Consider the following 15,755-nt stretch of genomic DNA (forward strand, 5'->3'; position numbering starts at 1 on the left):
GTTGGCAGCAGCGCTCAATCGCGCCCGGCTGCGCGGCCAGCTGCTGCAGCTGGTCGCGACGGCCAGCTCCCTGGCCGCGCTTGCGGCCATGCTCGACCCCGACCGCATCGCCACCGCGATGGGTCTGTTTCTCGTCGGCGTGAACGGCTACAGCCAGTTCTACGCGATCTACGTCGGAGTCCGCCTCGCCACCGCGGGGCTGGCTCTGTTGGCGGCCAGGCAGGGCGACCAGCCCGTCCTCGGCGACCTCACTGCATTGTTCCTCCTGGCCCAGCCGGCTGGCCGACTTGTCGCGGCTTTCGCGATTGGCCTGCCGACAGGGGTATTATTTGTCGTCTGCGCGGTTGAACTGCTGGCAGGACTTTCCCTGCTGGCGTTGCGGCCGCGAGGGAAAATCCTGTCGCCATGAACTCCGTACTCCAACAAGCCTCCCGCATCATCGTCAAGGTCGGTTCCTCGCTCGTCACCAACGAGGGGCAGGGACTCGACCACCAGGCCATCGCCCGCTGGGCCTCCCAGATCGCCGCGCTGCGCGCACTCGGCAAGGACGTCCTGCTGGTCAGCTCGGGCGCCATCGCCGAGGGCATGCTGCGCCTCGGTTTCGGTGGACGCCCGACCGACATCCATGAACTCCAGGCCTGTGCGGCCGTGGGGCAGATGGGACTGGCGCAAATCTATGAAACCAGCTTCCGCACCCACGGCATCAAGACCGCCCAGGTGCTGCTGACCCATGCCGACCTGGCCGACCGCGAACGCTACCTGAACGCGCGCTCGACCCTGACCACCCTGCTGCGCCTGGGCGTGGTGCCGATCATCAACGAGAACGACACCGTGGTCACCGACGAAATCAAGTTCGGCGACAACGACACCCTCGGCGCCCTGGTGGCGAACCTGATCGAGGCCGACGTGCTGGTGATCCTGACCGACCAGCGCGGGCTGTTCTCCGCCGATCCGCGCAAGGACCCGCAGGCGCGCCTGATCGCCGAGGCGCAGGCGGGCGACCCGACCCTGGAAGCGATGGCCGGCGGCGCCGGCAGCAGCATCGGCCGCGGCGGCATGCTGACCAAGGTGCTGGCGGCGCGCCGCGCGGCCCGTTCCGGCGCGCATACCGTGATCGCCTGGGGCCGCGAGCCGGACGTGCTGACCCGCCTGGCCGCCGGCGAGGGGATCGGCACCCAGCTCACCGCCGCCACCCCGCGCCTGACCGCGCGCCGCCAGTGGATGGTCGACCACCTGCACACCACCGGCGAAGTCGTGATCGACGGCGGCGCGGCGCAGAAGCTGACGCGCGAAGGCAAGTCGCTGCTGCCGATCGGCGTGATCGCGGTGAACGGCGAATTCGGGCGCGGCCAGGTGATCACCTGCGTCGACGAACACGGCAAGCCGCTGGCGCGCGGGCTGACCAATTATGCGAGCAGCGAAGTGCGCCGCATCATGCGCCGCTCGTCGGCCGACATCGAGGGCATCCTCGGCTATGTCGAAGGGCCGGAGCTGGTGCATCGCGACAATATGGTCCTGCTGTAGGGGGCGGGTCTTCTCGCCCACGCGCTGATGGTTATCCGCGAGATCCCCGATCCGCGTGGGCAGCGAAGCTGTCAACCCTACGTATGTCAATCCGCCATTGAACCATAAGCATGACGACACGCTCCCCGCTCGCCACCGTCCAGGCCCAGCTCGACGCCTACAACGCAAGGGATATCGACGCCCTGATGGACACCTATGCGCCGGACGCGCAGCAGTTCGCGCTGCACGGCGCCCTGCTGGCGCAGGGACATGAGCAGATGCGCCCGCGCTTCCTGGAACGTTTCCAGGAGCCGGACCTGCATGCGCGCCTGTTGTCGCGCACCGTGCTGGGCAACTTCGTGACCGACCTGGAACTGGTGACGCGCAATTTCCCGGAAGGCCAGGGCACGCTGGAGATGCTGTGCGTGTACGAAGTGAGCGAGGGACGCATCGTGCGCGCCTCGTTCGCCGCCGGCGACAAGCGCCTTTACCCCAGCCCGGCCGCCTGAACCGCGGCCTGGACGGCGGGATCGAGCACGCCTTCGGGCGCCGGTGTTTTCTCGCGGAACTCGCACAGGTCGGCGATCAGGCAATTCCAGCACCTGGGCTTGCGCGCCACGCAGGTGTAGCGGCCATGCAGGATCAGCCAGTGGTGGGCGTCGTGCAGGAAATCCTTCGGCACGAATTTCAATAGTTTCTGTTCGACGATGTCGACGTTCTTGCCGGGCGCGATCCTGGTCCGGTTGGCGACCCGGAAGATGTGGGTATCGACCGCCATGGTCGGTTCGCCGAAGGCGGTATTCAGCACCACGTTGGCGGTCTTGCGGCCCACGCCGGGCAGCGCCTCGAGCGCCTCGCGCGAATGCGGCACCTCGCCGCCGTACTGTTCCACCAGGATCTGGCAGGTGGCGATCACGTTCTTCGCCTTGTTGTTGTACAGGCCGATGGTCGAGATATAGGTCTTGAGTTCGTCCAGCCCCATGTCGAGGATGGCCTGCGGCGTGTTGGCGACCGGGTACAGGCGGCGCGTGGCCTTGTTCACGCCGACGTCGGTGGACTGGGCCGAGAGCAGCACCGCGATCAGGAGCTCGAAGGGCGTGGTGAATTCGAGTTCGGTGGTCGGCTTCGGATTGGCGGCGCGAAAGCGCGTGAAGATGGCGAGGCGTTTGGCTGGATTCATCGGGACATCAGGTCTTGTCTGGCGGATTGCCGGCGGCCTTCTGGCGCGCCCGTTCCATGGCGGCGGCGATGATCGCGCGCTTGCGTTCCTTCTCGGCCAGTTCTTCTGGGGTATTCGCGGCTTCGGCGGTGACGGCGCGCATTTTTTCCACCGCCTTGGCGGCCAGGCGCGCCTCGTTTTCCTCGCGTTCGCGGCGCAGGCGCTCGTTGCGGAAATCATGGCGCGCGCGGGCGGCGTCGGCGGCTTCCTGCGACCAGGCGGCCCACCCGGTCAGGTCGCCGGTAACCGGGATCATCGCGATGCAGTCCACGGGACAAGGCGCCACGCACAGGTCGCAGCCCGTGCACAGGCTCGGGACCATGGTGTGCATCTGTTTGGCGGCGCCAACGATCGCGTCCACCGGGCAAGCCTGGATGCACAGGGTGCAACCGATGCAGAGGGATTCGTCGATGAAGGCGACCGGCCGTGGACGCTCGACGCCGTTGGCGGGGTTGATCGGGATCACCGGGCGTCCGGTGAGGCTGGCCAGGCGGCGCACGCCTTCCATGCCGCCGGGCGGGCACTGGTTGATCCCGGCCTCGCCGCGCGCGATCGCTTCCGCATACGGACGGCACGCGGGGTAGCCGCACTTGGTGCATTGCGTTTGCGGCAGCAGGTCTTCGATCTGGTCGGCGAGGGTCTTGGTCACGGCTGCAAGAAACTGGTAAAGCCGACATTATCCGCCAAAAATGCAACTGAAGCGAAGATGCCTTCCCGAAGCGCGCAAGACGCAGGCATTATATGCACGTACAAGGTGTCCGAGCTAACAGACAGGGCGCCGCCGCGGTGCTGTAGTAGGGGTTGGTCAGGGGAGGGCTTAGGGATGAACGAGTTGATCGTACCAGTCTTGCTCGCCGCGCTCCTGGCGGGCGGGCCGCGGGCGCAGGCGCAGCAACGCCCGCAACTTGTGGATAGTTCGCGCACGGAACTGCGTGACGAGCGGGTGAAGCGGTCCAGCGCGCCGGCCTACCGGAGCGTCGAGGCAAGCGGCACCGTGCGGCGCGGGGAACAATTGCCACCGCGTTACCGTGCCCATCAATACGTGATCGAGAACTGGCGTGCGCTCAGGCTCGATGCGCCGCCGCGCGGGCACCAGTGGGTGCAGGCGGGGCGTAGTTATGCGCTGGTGGCGATTGCGACGGGGGCGGTGGTGGAGGTGCTGGCGGGGAGGTGAGTCGTTCGGGTTGGACTGGCACTGCGCCGGCATACCTGGATCCCTGCGAAGGCGGGGACAATGCCCCTGGCATTGCCCCCAGGTTCGTCGCGCGCCACTAGCGCAAAAAAAATGCCGCGGCACCCCGCGGCATTTTTCCGTTAACCACCCGATCAACGATGTTCGCGAATGAACTCGCCAATCTTCGGGCAGATGATCTCGCGCCAGCGGCGGCCCGAGAAGATGCCGTAGTGACCGGCTTTCGGGGCCATGAACTCGCGGTGCATCTCGGGCGGGATGCCGGAACACAGGTCGTGCGCGGCGCGGGTCTGGCCCAGGCCGGAGATGTCGTCCAGCTCGCCCTCGACCGTCATCAGCGCCACCGTCTTGATGTCCTGGGGACGCACCAGCTGGCCGCCCACTTCCCAGGTGCCCTTCGGCAAACGGGTTTCCTGGAACACGGTCTTGATCGTGTCCAGGTAGTACTCGGCCGGCATGTCCAGCACGGCGTTGTACTCGTCGTAGAACTGGCGGTGCGCCTCGGCCGAATCGTCGTCGCCCTGCACCAGGTGCTGGTAGAACTCGCGGTGGCTCTGCGCGTGGCGGCCCGGGTTCATCGCGATGAAGCCGGCGTGCTGCAGGAAGCCCGGATAGACCTTGCGGCCGAAGCCCGGGTAGTTGCCCGGCACCGAGTAGATCACGGTGTTCTCGAACCACGAGAACGGCTTTTCGACCGCCAGGTCGTTGACCGCCGTCGGCGACTTGCGCGGGTCGATCGGGCCGCCCATCATGGTCATCGACTTGGGCAGCTTCGGATCGTTGTTGGAGGCCATCAGCGAGATCGCCGCCAGCACCGGCACGGTCGGCTGGCACACCGAGATCACGTGCACGTCCGGGCCGAGATGGCGGATGAAATCCTGCACGTAGAAGACGTAGTCGTCGAGGTGGAAGGGGCCGGCCGACAGCGGCACCATGCGCGCATCGGTCCAGTCGGTGATGTACACGTCGTGCTCGACCAGCAGCGCGCGCACGGTGTCGCGCAGCAGGGTCGAATGGTGGCCCGAGAGCGGCGCCACCACCAGCACCTTGGGCTGGTTCAGCGCTTCGAAGGCGCTGTCGGGCATGTCTTTCTTGAAATGCCGGAGCCTGCAGAAGGGTTTGTTGAGGACGGTGCGCTCGATGATGGCGACGTCTGCGCCGTCGACCGGGACCGTGTCGATCCCGAATTCAGGCTTCTCGTAATCCTTGCCGAGCCGGTACATCAGTTCGTAGCCGGCGGCGATACGTTGCGCGAAAGGGGTGTGAGCGAAGGGCGAGACTGGATTGGAAAAGAGTTTCGAAGACGCATCGGCCCACTGCATGAGCGGGGTCAGGAAGGATCGTTGCATCTCGTGCAGTTGGTAAAGCATAGGTAATTCCTTTGTAGACAGTTCGCGCCGCAATCGTTTGCGCGTCACTTAAAGTCAATTATAGGGCAATTCGGATTGGCCTGCGGAAACGGCTGCCGTCCTCTCCCTTCTGCATGTGTCACTTTTAGCATATTCATCTGCGGCCGTTGGTGAAACGCACCACATAAAAGAAAAAGCCCCGGCTGGCGGGGCTTTTTCTTTGCGCGCATGTAACAGTTAGTCGAAAACCGGAGTCTCGACGCCGAGGATCTTGTGCAGCTTCGGCGAGGTCGTCGTGTACTGCATGTGGATTTTCTTGTCCGGGAAGATGTACGGCGCGGCGCCGAAGGCGGCCAGCGCGGCTTCGTGGAAGCCCGACAGGATCAGCTTCTTCTTGCCCGGGTAGGTGTTGATGTCACCCACGGCGAAGATGCCCGGCACGTTGGTTTCGAATTTCTCGGTATCCACGACCTTGAGCTGGCGGCGCTCGATGTCCAGGCCCCACTCGGCGATCGGGCCGAGCTTCGGCGACAGGCCGAAGAACACCATCAGCATGTCGAGCGGGACGCGGCGGGTCACGCCGTCCTGGCCGGTGACCTTCACTTCGCTCAGCTTGCCGTCCTTTTCGTCGAAGCCGGTGACCTGGCCGATGATCAGCTGCATCTCGTATTCGTCGCACAGGGCCTTCATCTTGGCGACCGAGGCTGGGGCGGCGCGGAAGTCCTCGCGGCGGTGCAGCAGCACGACCGACTCGGCCTTGCCGACGAAGTTCAGGGCCCAGTCCAGGGCGGAGTCGCCGCCGCCGCAGATGACCAGGTTCTTGCCTTCGAACAGGGCCGGATCCTTGACGCGGTAGAACAGCTGGCTGTTCTCGAACTTCTCGATGCCTTCGACCTTGATCGTGCGCGCCTGGAACGAGCCCACGCCGGCGGCGATGAAGATGGTCTTGGTGATGAAGCGGGTGCCGGTCGAGGTCTCGACGTTGAAGCGGCCGTCTTCGCGGCGCTGGACGGTGGTGACTTCCTGGCCCAGGTGGAAGGTCGGCTCGAACGGCTCGATCTGCTTGAGCAGGTTGTCGGTCAGTTCCTGGCCGGTGCACACCGGCACGGCCGGGATGTCGTAGATCGGCTTGTCCGGGTACAGTTCCACGCACTGGCCGCCGACGGCCGGCAGCGAGTCGATGACGTGGGCTTTGATTTCGAGAAGGCCGAGTTCGAACACCTGGAACAGGCCAACCGGGCCGGCGCCGATGATCACGGCGTCCGCTTCGATGGCGCCGGCGAACGAACTGTTGGGAGCGATGCTGCCCGCTTCGTGGGTGGCACTGATAGTCATGCGCTTACTTCCTGTGATTTTTTGTGGGAGGGGGCGATGGCAGCCAGACTGCCATCGATGGCGACACCCTGCTGGCGCCGGACCGGAGGTGGAGGGCTCCGGCGCCAGCCCGCGTCAGCGGGCCAGTTGGTCGAGTTTGCTCTTGACGTCTTTCCATTCTTCCGCGTCGGGCAGGGCCGGCTTGGTCTTGGTGATCGATGGCCAGGAACGTGCCAGTTCGACGTTGAGCTTGATGAATTGCTGTTGGTCGCCAGGCACGTCTTCCTCGGCATAGATCGCATTCACCGGGCATTCGGCCACGCAGACGGCGCAGTCGATGCACTCGTCGGGATCGATGGCGAGGAAATTCGGGCCTTCCCGGAAACAATCTACCGGGCATACATCGACGCAATCGGTGTAACGACAGCGGATGCACGATTCGGTGACAACGTGGGTCATAACAATCCTATCAATTGGTGGGGATGTCGCGTCGCCGGGCGCTGAGTGGGCCGGCCGGACATGGCAAAGCACTGTATTTTAGGGCAATTCGGGTTTTCCTTCAAATTTGCCTTAATACACAATATACATAAGCAAATGCGGGGAAAAGCCGTACGGCCGTGCTTCAGGCGCTCCGGCGCAGCCCGTCGAGCAGGGCCTGCCAGTCGCCGCCGCTGCCATCCTCGCGCAGGAAAACGGTGTGGCAGCGCGCCCCGTCCCGGACCGTGATTTCCCAGCGCGGCAGGTCGGCGCCGAGCGGGCAGGAGGGCGCGGCGGCGAAGAAATCGAGGCGTCGCAGGAGCGCCTCGAGCGCCGCGCCGTCGGCCCGGCCGGCGGTATCGAGGTCGTAGGATTCGGCCACGCCGGCGAAGCCGCCGCAGGCGCGCGCACTGATCTTCATGGGGCGGCGCCCGCGACCGCGCCGACGACCGCGCCGGCAGCGGCGGCCTCGCCGGCGGGCAGGCGTGCGGCGTGCCGGTATTCGGGCAGCTGCATGGTGCCGCAGCAGGCGCTGCGGTCCTGGCGCGCGCCGGGGGCGTCGCAGACGCGCGCCGCCAGCCGCACGCCCGGCAGGCTGGCGGCGTTGCCGCTGCCCGCCTCGACCACCTCGCGCCGGCTGAACTGGTTGCGGATGAAGCCGCCGTAGGCCGGCGGCCTGCCGTCGGCGCCGACGATGCGCAGCATCTCGTTGACCACGTCGGCATAGGTGGCCGCGCTGTCCGGCGCGGCCACCAGGGCGCGCAGCAGCACGCCGCCCAGGTAGGCGGCGACCCGGTGCAGCACGGCGGCGTCGTCTTCGCGTTCGGGATCGCGTTCGTAGGCGAACACGTCGGCCAGCACGTCGTACACGGCGCCGGTGAACACCCGCGAGATCGCGTGCACCTGGGTGCCGGCCTGGGACAGGGTCAGGTCGTTGTCGGCATTGCGCAGGCCGGCGCCCGAGCCCAGCGCCAGGCCGAACTGCTCGGCGATGTCGGCAAGGAAGCTCTTGTCGTGCAGCCGCGCCTTGGTCTGGGCCACCAGGGCTTCGCACTGGTCGAGCTGGGCCAGCGCCAGGAAGATCGCGCTCAGGTCGCCGAAGGCCTCGTGCAGGCCGCCGGTCTGGGGCGGGGCGTCGGCCAGCAGCCAGCGCGGCTTGAGGCCGTCGAGCACGGCGTGCGCGGTCTCGTGGGCGACGATGTCGAACGAGCGGCAGGTGTAGACCCGCGCGCCGTCGCCGCCCGGAACGAAGTCGCCGAACCTGAGGCAGGCCTGCGCGCGGCTGTAGAAGGCGTTCATCACATTCGGCAGGCCGTGCGGGAAGACCCGCAGCGGGCTGGTGTCGGCGCCGCTGTTCCATTGCCAGGGCAGGGGGATGGCTGCGCCCGCGGCGCTCAGGGAGCGCTGGTACATGGTCAGGGTCTGGCGCACCACGGCGAAGGTGTGCACCGCATCGAACTGGGGCGTGTCGGGCGGGACGAGGAAGTCGCCGAAGGCGTTCGGCTCGACCGCCGCGATGCCCGGCTCGCCGGGCGCGATGCGGGCGTCGCGCGGGCCGGCCAGCACCACCCCGGGCAGGAAGGCGGTGCGGGCGCCGATTTCCTTGACCGACGGATCCTGCTTCCAGATCAGCACACGGGCGCCGAAGGCATGCGGCAGGGGCGGCGGCTCGACCTGCGCGGCGGGGTCCGCAGTCGGGTCCGGGTCGTCCAGCAGCAGGGCATGTGGTTCCATGTCGACTCCTCACGCTTGATGGCGTCTTCATGGTCGCGCGCTGCGCCGGGCAGGCATTGATACTCATCAATTGATGTCGCTCGAAGCCGCTCATGCTCGCGGGCTCTGGCGCAGCCGGCTTCCAACTGGCATCATTGCGGATTGTCTTGCAATCGATTAGGAAGGAATTGTCCAGATGGCGGAAATCAGCATCGTCCAGCAGCACGGCCTGGGTCCGGTGGCGGCGCGCACGGCGGCCGATCAGGTGGCGCAGCGTCTCGCTGCCGAATACGGACTGGAATGCAAGTGGGACGGCGATGTGCTGCGCTTCGAGCGCAGCGGCGTGGACGGGGCGCTGACCCTGGAGGGGCAGAGCGCGGCGCTGCGCATCCGCCTGGGCTTCTTCATGAGCGCCTTCGCGCCGAGCATCGAGGCCAAGGTGGTCGAGAAGATGCGCAAGGTGTTCATCCCCGCGTAAGGGCGGATCGGTGCAGTGCACCGATCTGCGGCCGGTGCCGCGACGCCGGCCTGGGAGTGTGTCCGGATCAGCCCTTCAGTTCCTCGATCAGGTCGATGTACTGCTGCTGCGCGTCTTCCTGCGACGTGCCTTTCAGGGCCGCCCAGGCGTCGTACTTGGCGCGGTTGACGAAGTCGGTCATGCCGGGACGCTCGCCGGTCGCGTCGCCGCTCGAACCCTGCTTGAACAGCGCGTAGATCTTCAGCAAGGTCATGTTGTCCGGACGCTCGGACAAGGTCTTCGAATCGGCCTGGGCCTGGGTGAACTGTTCCTGCAAGCTCATGGAAACTCCTGTGTGGTTGGTTGCCGGATTGCCTATCCGATCATGAATGCGGAGGCATCTTAGCGCAGGAGGGAGATGCGGACGGGAAATCGCGCCGCTCTTTAGAAGGGATGCTCGAATGGCGCGCCGGCAGGCGCGCCATCGGAGGCGGGACGCGCTCAGTCGTCGTCGTCCTCGTCGTCGCGGAACGGCATCGTCGCCACGCTGACCGCGCCCTTGCCGACCGCCGCACCGGCGCTGACTGCCGTGGAAGCGACGCTGACGCCGGCGCCGACCACGGCGCCGCCGACCGCCACCGCCATGCACCCGCCCAGGGACGGCAGCACGGCGGCCGCCACCAGCAGGCGCCACAGTTTCTTCGACATCGTGCCTGCCTTAGACGGCCAGCAGGTCGACGTCGAAGATCAGGGTGGCGTTCGGCGGAATCACGCCGCCGGCGCCGCGCGCGCCGTAGCCGAGGCTGGCCGGGATGGTCAGGCGGCGCGAACCGCCGACCTTCATGCCTTGCACGCCTTCGTCCCAGCCGCGGATCACGTGGCCGGCGCCCAGCGCGAACTGGAACGGGTCGTTGCGGTCCTTGCTCGAATCGAACTTGGCGCCGGTGCTGCCGTCGTCGTTGCGCAGCCAGCCGGTGTAGTGCACGGTGACGTACTGGCCAGCCTTGGCCTCGTCGCCCGAGCCGACGACGGTGTCTTCGTACTGCAGGCCGGAATCAGTGGTGATGGTGGACATGATCTTCCTTTGTTGTTCAAGATGAACGGCGATTGTAGTGCATGGGTCCCGACAGCGCCATGCGGGCGCGTCGCCGTGGCAGGGGCTCGCGCGCCTGAAGTGCGTAAAATGGCAAGATCGCCAACAAGCCGGGAGTTTTCATGCCGCAAGCCGCCTGCCGTCGCCGCCCACCGGGGGCCCGCCCATGAAAGGCGTCGCCACCGCCTACCGGCGCGCGCTGCGCGCCCAGTTCTCCGGCCGCATGCTGGTCCTGTCGCTGGCGCCGCTGCTGCTGTCGCTGCTGCTGTGGGGCGTGCTGCTGTGGCTCGGGCTGCAGCCGCTGCTCGACTGGCTGCACGGCCTGTTTTCCGAATACGACGCCTTCCAGACCAGCGGCAACGTGCTGGCCACCCTGGGCCTGGGCATGCTCAAGGTGATGGTGGTGCCGCTGCTGGCGATCGCGCTGCTGCTGCCCCTGATGATCGCCTCGGCCCTGCTGTTCATGGGCGTGGCGGCGATGCCGGCGATCGAGAAGCACGTGGGCCGCGCCCAGTTCCCCAGGCTCGAGAAGAAGGAGGGCGGCAGCTTCGCCGGCAGCGTCGCGGTCAACCTCGGCAGCACGGCCGTGTTCGCGGTGCTGTGGCTGTTCACCCTGCCGCTGTACGCGATCCCGCCGCTGGCCTGGCTGGTGCAGGCCTGCCTGTGGGCCTGGGTCACCTCGCGCGTGATGAGCTACGACGCGCTGGCCGCGCACGCCAGCCCGGCCGAGCGCCAGGACCTCATGCGGCGCCACCGCACGGCGCTGCTGGCGATCGGCCTGGCCACCGGCCTGGCCGGCGCGCTGCCCGGCATCGCCTGGATGGGCGGGGCGGTGCTGTCGGTGGTGCTGTTTCCCCTGCTGGCCATGCTGTCGCTGTGGCTGTACATCATGATCTTCCTGTTCGCCGGACTGTGGTTCCAGTACTACTGCCTGCAGGCGCTGGAAGAACTGCGCGGCGACGGCGTGGCGCGGGCGACGGTGTAAATGCCGCGCCGATCGGCGCGCCGCGCGCCGTCCTGTGGCGCATGCGACACGGCTGTCTACCTGAGGGGAGACTCGCGCGTTAATGGTGTGGGTGCCGCGAGCGGCCGGGAGCGCGCTGTGGCACACTGGGTCATCCACCACACAGGGAGCTGCGCATGGGATTCGGGCTGATTGTCGTCGGGGATGAGATCCTGTCCGGCAAGCGCCAGGACAAGCATTTTTCGAAAATGGTCGAGCTGCTGGACGAGCGCGGACTGCAGCTGTCGTGGGCCGAGTTCGTCGGAGACGATCCCGCGCGCCTGGGCGCCACCCTGCGCCGCAGCTTCGCCGGACCCGACATCGTGTTTTCCTGCGGCGGCATCGGCGCCACCCCGGACGACCATACGCGCCAGTGCGCAGCAAGCGCGCTCGGGCTGCCGCTGGTGCTGCATCCCGAAGGGCGCCTGAACATCGAGCAGCGCATCCGCGAGACCGCGCTCGAGGCCGGCCACGAGCCCGACTTCGACGCGCCCGACAACCTGCAGCGCTTCAAGATGGCCGAGTTCCCGCAGGGCGCCACCCTGATCCCGAATCCCTACAACCGCATCGCCGGCTTTTCCGTCGCACTGCATCACTTCGTGCCCGGCTTCCCGGTGATGGCCTGGCCCATGATGGCCTGGGTGCTCGACCACTGCTACGCCGACCTGTTCCACCGCGAGCCGCGCGCCGAGCGCGCCGTGCTGGTCTACGGACAGGCGGAGGCCGCGCTCACCCCGCTGATGGAACGGCTGCAGCACGAGTTCGCGGGCGCGCGCGTGTTCAGCCTGCCGAGCGTGGGCGATGCGCAGACGCGCCGCCACATCGAGCTCGGGGTGAAGGGCAGCCTCGAAGCGGTCGAGTCGGCGTTCGCCGCCATGTGCGCCGAGCTGGACCGGATCGGGGCCGAGTACAGGCTTTGTTGAATGACATGTCGTCCAGTTAAGACCGACGTTGTTTTTTTGCGAAAATATTCCCCGCAAAACAAATTTGTTAAACCGTGTCGCGCGTGTGTCGTATTGATGTGGTGGAATGTTACTTACGAACGGTGCCATCTGGAGTGGGGTCGCACTGCCGATTTTGCGCGATAATGATGAGCACAATCACTCGAACGGACCAGCAGCAACAGATGGCAAGCAGGGTTGCGGGGATTGCAAGCACATTGATTCAGACCGGTTAAGCCATCATGGAAAGTATCCGCCGTTTAAAACGGCCAAGTAATATGTTCGGCAGGTGGCGCGATCGCCCCGCTGCCGCGGTTGCATCCGCAGCACAGACGGGCGCTCCCGTGCTCGCCTCGGCAGGGGGGCGCGACGTGCCGCTGTACGAAGCCTATCCCCACCTTGGAAACGCCCCCGGCGGGCCGGGCGGCGGCCCCGACGCGCCCGAGCCCGCGCCGCGCAAGCGCCGTTTCAAGCTCTACCTGTTCCTCGGCTCCGCGCTGCTGGCGGCCCTGCTGGCCGCCTGGGCGACGCTCGAGATGCGCACCTCGCGCCTGCAGGCCAAGGTGTTCGCCGAGATGGCCGACGACCTGAACTACAAGGTGGAGAAGGGGCCGAGCAACGCGATCCGCTTCCCGGCCGCCAGCCCGTATGACACCCGGCTCGGCTATGCCAGCCTGCCGCAGTACCTCGAGAAGCTGCAGGCGCGCGATTATTCGATCGCGGCCCAGGCGCGCATCTCGCCCAAGATGGTCAAGATGGCCGACCTCGGCCTGTACGCGACCTACCACGAGAAGACCAAGGTCGGCCTCGAGATCCTCGACTGCCGCGCCCAGCCTCTGTTCACCTCGCGCTTCCCGGAACGCTTCTACCACAAGTTCGACGAGGCGCCTTCGCTGCTGGTGCAGAGCCTGCTGTTCATCGAGAACCGCGAACTGCTCGACTCCACGCATCCGAACCGCAACCCGGCGGTCGAATGGGACCGCTTCTCGAAGGCCGTGTTCGACAAGTCGCTGTCCAGCATCGGCATCGGCAGCGGCGGCCGCGTGGCCGGCGGCAGCACCCTGGCGACCCAGATCGAGAAATACCGCCATTCGCCGGAAGGGCGCACCAGCTCGCTGACCGACAAGCTGATCCAGATGTCCTCGGCCACCATGCGCGCCTACCAGGACGGCGAAGACACCACCGGGGCGCGGCGCCAGATCGTGCTCGACTACCTGAATACCGTGCCGCTGTCGGCCAAGCCCGGCTATGGCGAAGTGAACGGCATCGGCGACGGCATGTGGGTCTGGTACGGACGCGACTTCGACACCGTCAACAAGATGCTGACCGGCCCCCTGACCACGCCGGAAGCGGTGCTGGCCTACAAGGAAGCGCTGTCCCTGATGATCGCGCAGCGCCGTCCCGCCTATTACCTGGGCGGCGGCGAGCGCGACCTCGAGACGCTCACCGACAGCCACCTGCGCGTGCTGGCCCAGGCCGGCGTGATCTCGCCGCAGCTGCGCGACGCCGCGCTGAAGGTGCACCTGCACCCGGCCCAGGGCTCGGGCGTGGCGCCGCCGCCGGCCGACGCCTTCGTGTCGCGCAAGGCCGCCAACGCGGTGCGCAACCACCTCGGCTACCTGATCGGCGACACGCGCCTGTACAACGTCGACCGCCTCGACCTGTCGGTGGTGTCGACCCTCGACGCCGAGGCCCAGCAGGCCGTCACCGCGGCGCTGCGCAGGCTGTCCGACGCCGAACACGCGAAGGAGGCCGGCCTGACCGGCAAGGGCCTGCTCGGCAACGGCGATCCGGCCGAGGTGGTGTACAGCTTCACCCTGATGGAGCGTGGCGAACACGTCAACTACCTGCGGGTGCAGACCGACAACTACGACCAGCCGCTCGACATCAACGAGGGCGCCAAGCTCGACCTCGGTTCGACGGCCAAGCTGCGCACCCTGGTGACCTATCTCGACATCGTCGACCAGCTGCACAAGCGCTTCGGGCCGATGGACAAGATCGGCCTGATGGGCGTCACCGTCGATCCGAAGGACCGCATGTCGCAGTGGGCGATCGAGTACTTCAAGACGCTGCCCGACGGCGCCGACCGCTCGCTGGCGGCGATGCTGAACGCGGCGATGGAGCGCAAGTACTCGGCCAATCCGGGCGAAGCCTTCTTCACCGGCGGCGGCCTGCACACCTTCGGCAACTTCAGCAAGCTCGACAACAGCAAGATCATGACGGTGCACCAGGCGCTGCGCCAGTCGACCAACCTGGTATTCGTGCGCATGATGCGCGACGTGGTGCGCTACTACATGTTCCAGTTGCCGGGTTCGTCCGCGCGCCTGCTGGCCGATTCCGACGATCCGCGCCGCGCCGAATACCTGGCGCGCTTCGCCGACAGCGAGGGCAAGGACTTCCTGGCCAAGTTCTGGAACAAGTACAAGGGCAAGACCCCGGCCGAGATCGAGACCCTGCTGTTCTCGGGCGTGCGCCCGGCGGCGTCCAAGCTGGCGGCGGCGCACCGCACGGTCGCGCCGAACGCCACCCTGGCCGAGTTCGGCGCCTTCATCGACCGCTCGCTGGCATCAAGCAACGAGGTCGACCAGGAGCGCATCGAGAAGATGTACGAGATGTACGATCCGCGCAATATGTCGCTCGCCGACCGCGGCTACGTGGCCTCGGTGCACCCGCTCGAACTGTGGCTGGTGAGCTACCTGCGCACCCATCCGAAGGCCGGCTGGACCGAGATGACCAACGCCAGCGTCAAGCAGCGCCAGGAGGTCTACCAGTGGCTGTTCAAGACCCACCGCAAGCACGCGCAGGATAAACGCATCGCCGGCCTGCTGGAAGTCGAGGCCTTCCTCAAGATCCACGCCCAGTGGAAGAAGATGGGCTATCCGTTCGATTCGCTGGTGCCGTCCTATGCGACCACCCTGGGCGCCTCGGCCGACCGTCCGGCCGCGCTGGCCGAGCTGATGGGCATCATCATCAACGGCGGCGTGCGCAAGCCCATCGAGCGCATCGACTCGCTGCACTTCGCCAAGGACACGCCGTATGAGACCCTGGTCAAGCGCAACAAGGGCGGCGGCAAGGAGCAGGTGCTGGCGCCGGAAGTGGCGCGCACCGTGGCCGACGCCATCCGCGGCGTGGTCTCGGACGGCACCGCCAAGCGCGTCAGGACTTCCTTCGTGCAGTCCGACGGCAGCGTGATCGCGCTGGGCGGCAAGACCGGCACCGGCGACCAGCGCTTCGAAGTGTATGCGCGCGGCGGCCGCGTGATCGAGTCGCGCTACGTGAACCGCTCGGCGACCTTCGTGTTCAACATCGGCGAGCGCTTCTACGGCAGCATGACCGCCTACGTGCACGGCCCGCAATCGGCCAATTACGACTTCACCAGCGCGCTGCCGGTGCAGTTGCTGTCGACCCTGGCGCCGAGCCTGATGCCGATGATCGAACCGCCGCAGGGCAGCGTGGCGGCCCAGCGCCAGTGCGTGCGTTGAAGCAGGGCGGCG

General features: G+C 66.9%; 18 protein-coding genes. 8 read left to right on the plus strand and 10 right to left on the minus strand.

From position 1 onward, the window contains the following. The first annotated feature begins 1 nt into the window (after position 1). The 3 genes from H162_RS0100810 (at position 2) to H162_RS0100820 (ending at position 2,012) form a co-directional block, all read left to right on the plus strand. Positions 2-409, plus strand: a complete 408-nt coding sequence (locus tag H162_RS0100810) for a hypothetical protein (RefSeq protein ID WP_020651540.1) — start codon at positions 2-4, stop codon at positions 407-409. Next, a complete protein-coding gene (gene proB / locus H162_RS0100815) occupies positions 406-1,524 on the plus strand; it encodes a glutamate 5-kinase (RefSeq protein ID WP_020651541.1) in 1,119 nt (372 codons plus the stop codon). The genes H162_RS0100810 and proB overlap by 4 nt, the downstream gene beginning before the upstream one ends. 110 nt (positions 1,525-1,634) lie before the next feature. Beyond that, positions 1,635-2,012 (plus strand): nuclear transport factor 2 family protein, encoded by a 378-nt coding sequence (locus tag H162_RS0100820; RefSeq protein ID WP_020651542.1) that lies wholly within the window; start codon positions 1,635-1,637, stop codon positions 2,010-2,012. Here the strand turns inward: H162_RS0100820 and nth are convergent. Further along, positions 1,991-2,683, minus strand: a complete 693-nt coding sequence (gene nth / locus H162_RS0100825; protein ID WP_020651543.1) for an endonuclease III — start codon at positions 2,681-2,683, stop codon at positions 1,991-1,993. The genes H162_RS0100820 and nth overlap by 22 nt on opposite strands. Positions 2,684-2,690: 7 nt before the next feature. Next, a complete protein-coding gene (rsxB, locus tag H162_RS0100830; RefSeq protein WP_020651544.1) occupies positions 2,691-3,371 on the minus strand; it encodes an electron transport complex subunit RsxB in 681 nt (226 codons plus the stop codon). A gap of 174 nt (positions 3,372-3,545) precedes the next feature. Here rsxB and H162_RS0100835 point away from each other — a divergent pair, with 174 nt between their 5' ends. Then, positions 3,546-3,896 carry an RcnB family protein gene (locus H162_RS0100835; protein ID WP_020651545.1) on the plus strand — a complete coding sequence of 117 codons (351 nt, stop codon included), beginning with the start codon at positions 3,546-3,548 and terminating at the stop codon, positions 3,894-3,896. Between the two features lie 152 nt (positions 3,897-4,048). On the opposite strand, the gene H162_RS0100840 is transcribed toward H162_RS0100835, so the two are convergent. From H162_RS0100840 to H162_RS29835, 5 genes are all read right to left on the minus strand, one after another. Beyond that, a complete protein-coding gene (locus tag H162_RS0100840) occupies positions 4,049-5,284 on the minus strand; it encodes a polyhydroxyalkanoate depolymerase (RefSeq protein WP_020651546.1) in 1,236 nt (411 codons plus the stop codon). 216 nt (positions 5,285-5,500) lie between these two features. After that, a complete protein-coding gene (locus tag H162_RS0100845) occupies positions 5,501-6,598 on the minus strand; it encodes an NAD(P)/FAD-dependent oxidoreductase (RefSeq protein ID WP_020651547.1) in 1,098 nt (365 codons plus the stop codon). Between the two features lie 114 nt (positions 6,599-6,712). Then, a complete protein-coding gene (fdxA, locus tag H162_RS0100850; RefSeq protein ID WP_020651548.1) occupies positions 6,713-7,036 on the minus strand; it encodes a ferredoxin FdxA in 324 nt (107 codons plus the stop codon). Between the two features lie 163 nt (positions 7,037-7,199). Next, a complete protein-coding gene (locus tag H162_RS0100855; protein ID WP_020651549.1) occupies positions 7,200-7,475 on the minus strand; it encodes a protealysin inhibitor emfourin in 276 nt (91 codons plus the stop codon). Further along, a complete protein-coding gene (locus tag H162_RS29835) occupies positions 7,472-8,788 on the minus strand; it encodes a gluzincin family metallopeptidase (RefSeq protein WP_156885412.1) in 1,317 nt (438 codons plus the stop codon). The genes H162_RS0100855 and H162_RS29835 overlap by 4 nt, the downstream gene beginning before the upstream one ends. Positions 8,789-8,963: 175 nt before the next feature. Here H162_RS29835 and H162_RS0100865 point away from each other — a divergent pair, with 175 nt between their 5' ends. Continuing rightward, positions 8,964-9,245 carry a polyhydroxyalkanoic acid system family protein gene (locus tag H162_RS0100865; protein ID WP_020651550.1) on the plus strand — a complete coding sequence of 94 codons (282 nt, stop codon included), beginning with the start codon at positions 8,964-8,966 and terminating at the stop codon, positions 9,243-9,245. A 67-nt stretch (positions 9,246-9,312) separates the two neighbouring features. Here H162_RS0100865 and H162_RS0100870 read toward each other — a convergent pair whose 3' ends face one another. From H162_RS0100870 to H162_RS0100880, 3 genes are all read right to left on the minus strand, one after another. Further along, entirely contained in the window at positions 9,313-9,567 is a 255-nt protein-coding gene (locus H162_RS0100870; protein ID WP_020651551.1) for an acyl-CoA-binding protein, read from the minus strand. A 158-nt stretch (positions 9,568-9,725) separates the two neighbouring features. Beyond that, on the minus strand, positions 9,726-9,932 hold the full coding sequence (locus H162_RS0100875; RefSeq protein WP_020651552.1) for a hypothetical protein: 207 nt from the start codon (positions 9,930-9,932) through the stop codon (positions 9,726-9,728). A gap of 10 nt (positions 9,933-9,942) precedes the next feature. Beyond that, positions 9,943-10,299: an FKBP-type peptidyl-prolyl cis-trans isomerase gene (locus H162_RS0100880; RefSeq protein WP_020651553.1), complete on the minus strand. Its 357-nt coding sequence runs from the start codon at positions 10,297-10,299 to the stop codon at positions 9,943-9,945. Between the two features lie 184 nt (positions 10,300-10,483). Between H162_RS0100880 and H162_RS0100885 the strand changes: the two genes are divergently transcribed. The 3 genes from H162_RS0100885 to H162_RS0100895 all read left to right on the plus strand — a co-directional run bounded on the left by H162_RS0100885 (position 10,484) and on the right by H162_RS0100895 (position 15,743). Beyond that, positions 10,484-11,302: an EI24 domain-containing protein gene (locus H162_RS0100885; RefSeq protein WP_020651554.1), complete on the plus strand. Its 819-nt coding sequence runs from the start codon at positions 10,484-10,486 to the stop codon at positions 11,300-11,302. A 155-nt stretch (positions 11,303-11,457) separates the two neighbouring features. Continuing rightward, positions 11,458-12,243: a competence/damage-inducible protein A gene (locus H162_RS0100890; protein ID WP_020651555.1), complete on the plus strand. Its 786-nt coding sequence runs from the start codon at positions 11,458-11,460 to the stop codon at positions 12,241-12,243. Between the two features lie 362 nt (positions 12,244-12,605). After that, on the plus strand, positions 12,606-15,743 hold the full coding sequence (locus H162_RS0100895) for a transglycosylase domain-containing protein (protein WP_020651556.1): 3,138 nt from the start codon (positions 12,606-12,608) through the stop codon (positions 15,741-15,743). Positions 15,744-15,755 lie beyond the last annotated feature (12 nt).

Source organism: Massilia niastensis DSM 21313 (assembly GCF_000382345.1).
Classification (GTDB): Bacteria; Pseudomonadota; Gammaproteobacteria; order Burkholderiales; family Burkholderiaceae_D; genus Telluria; species Telluria niastensis.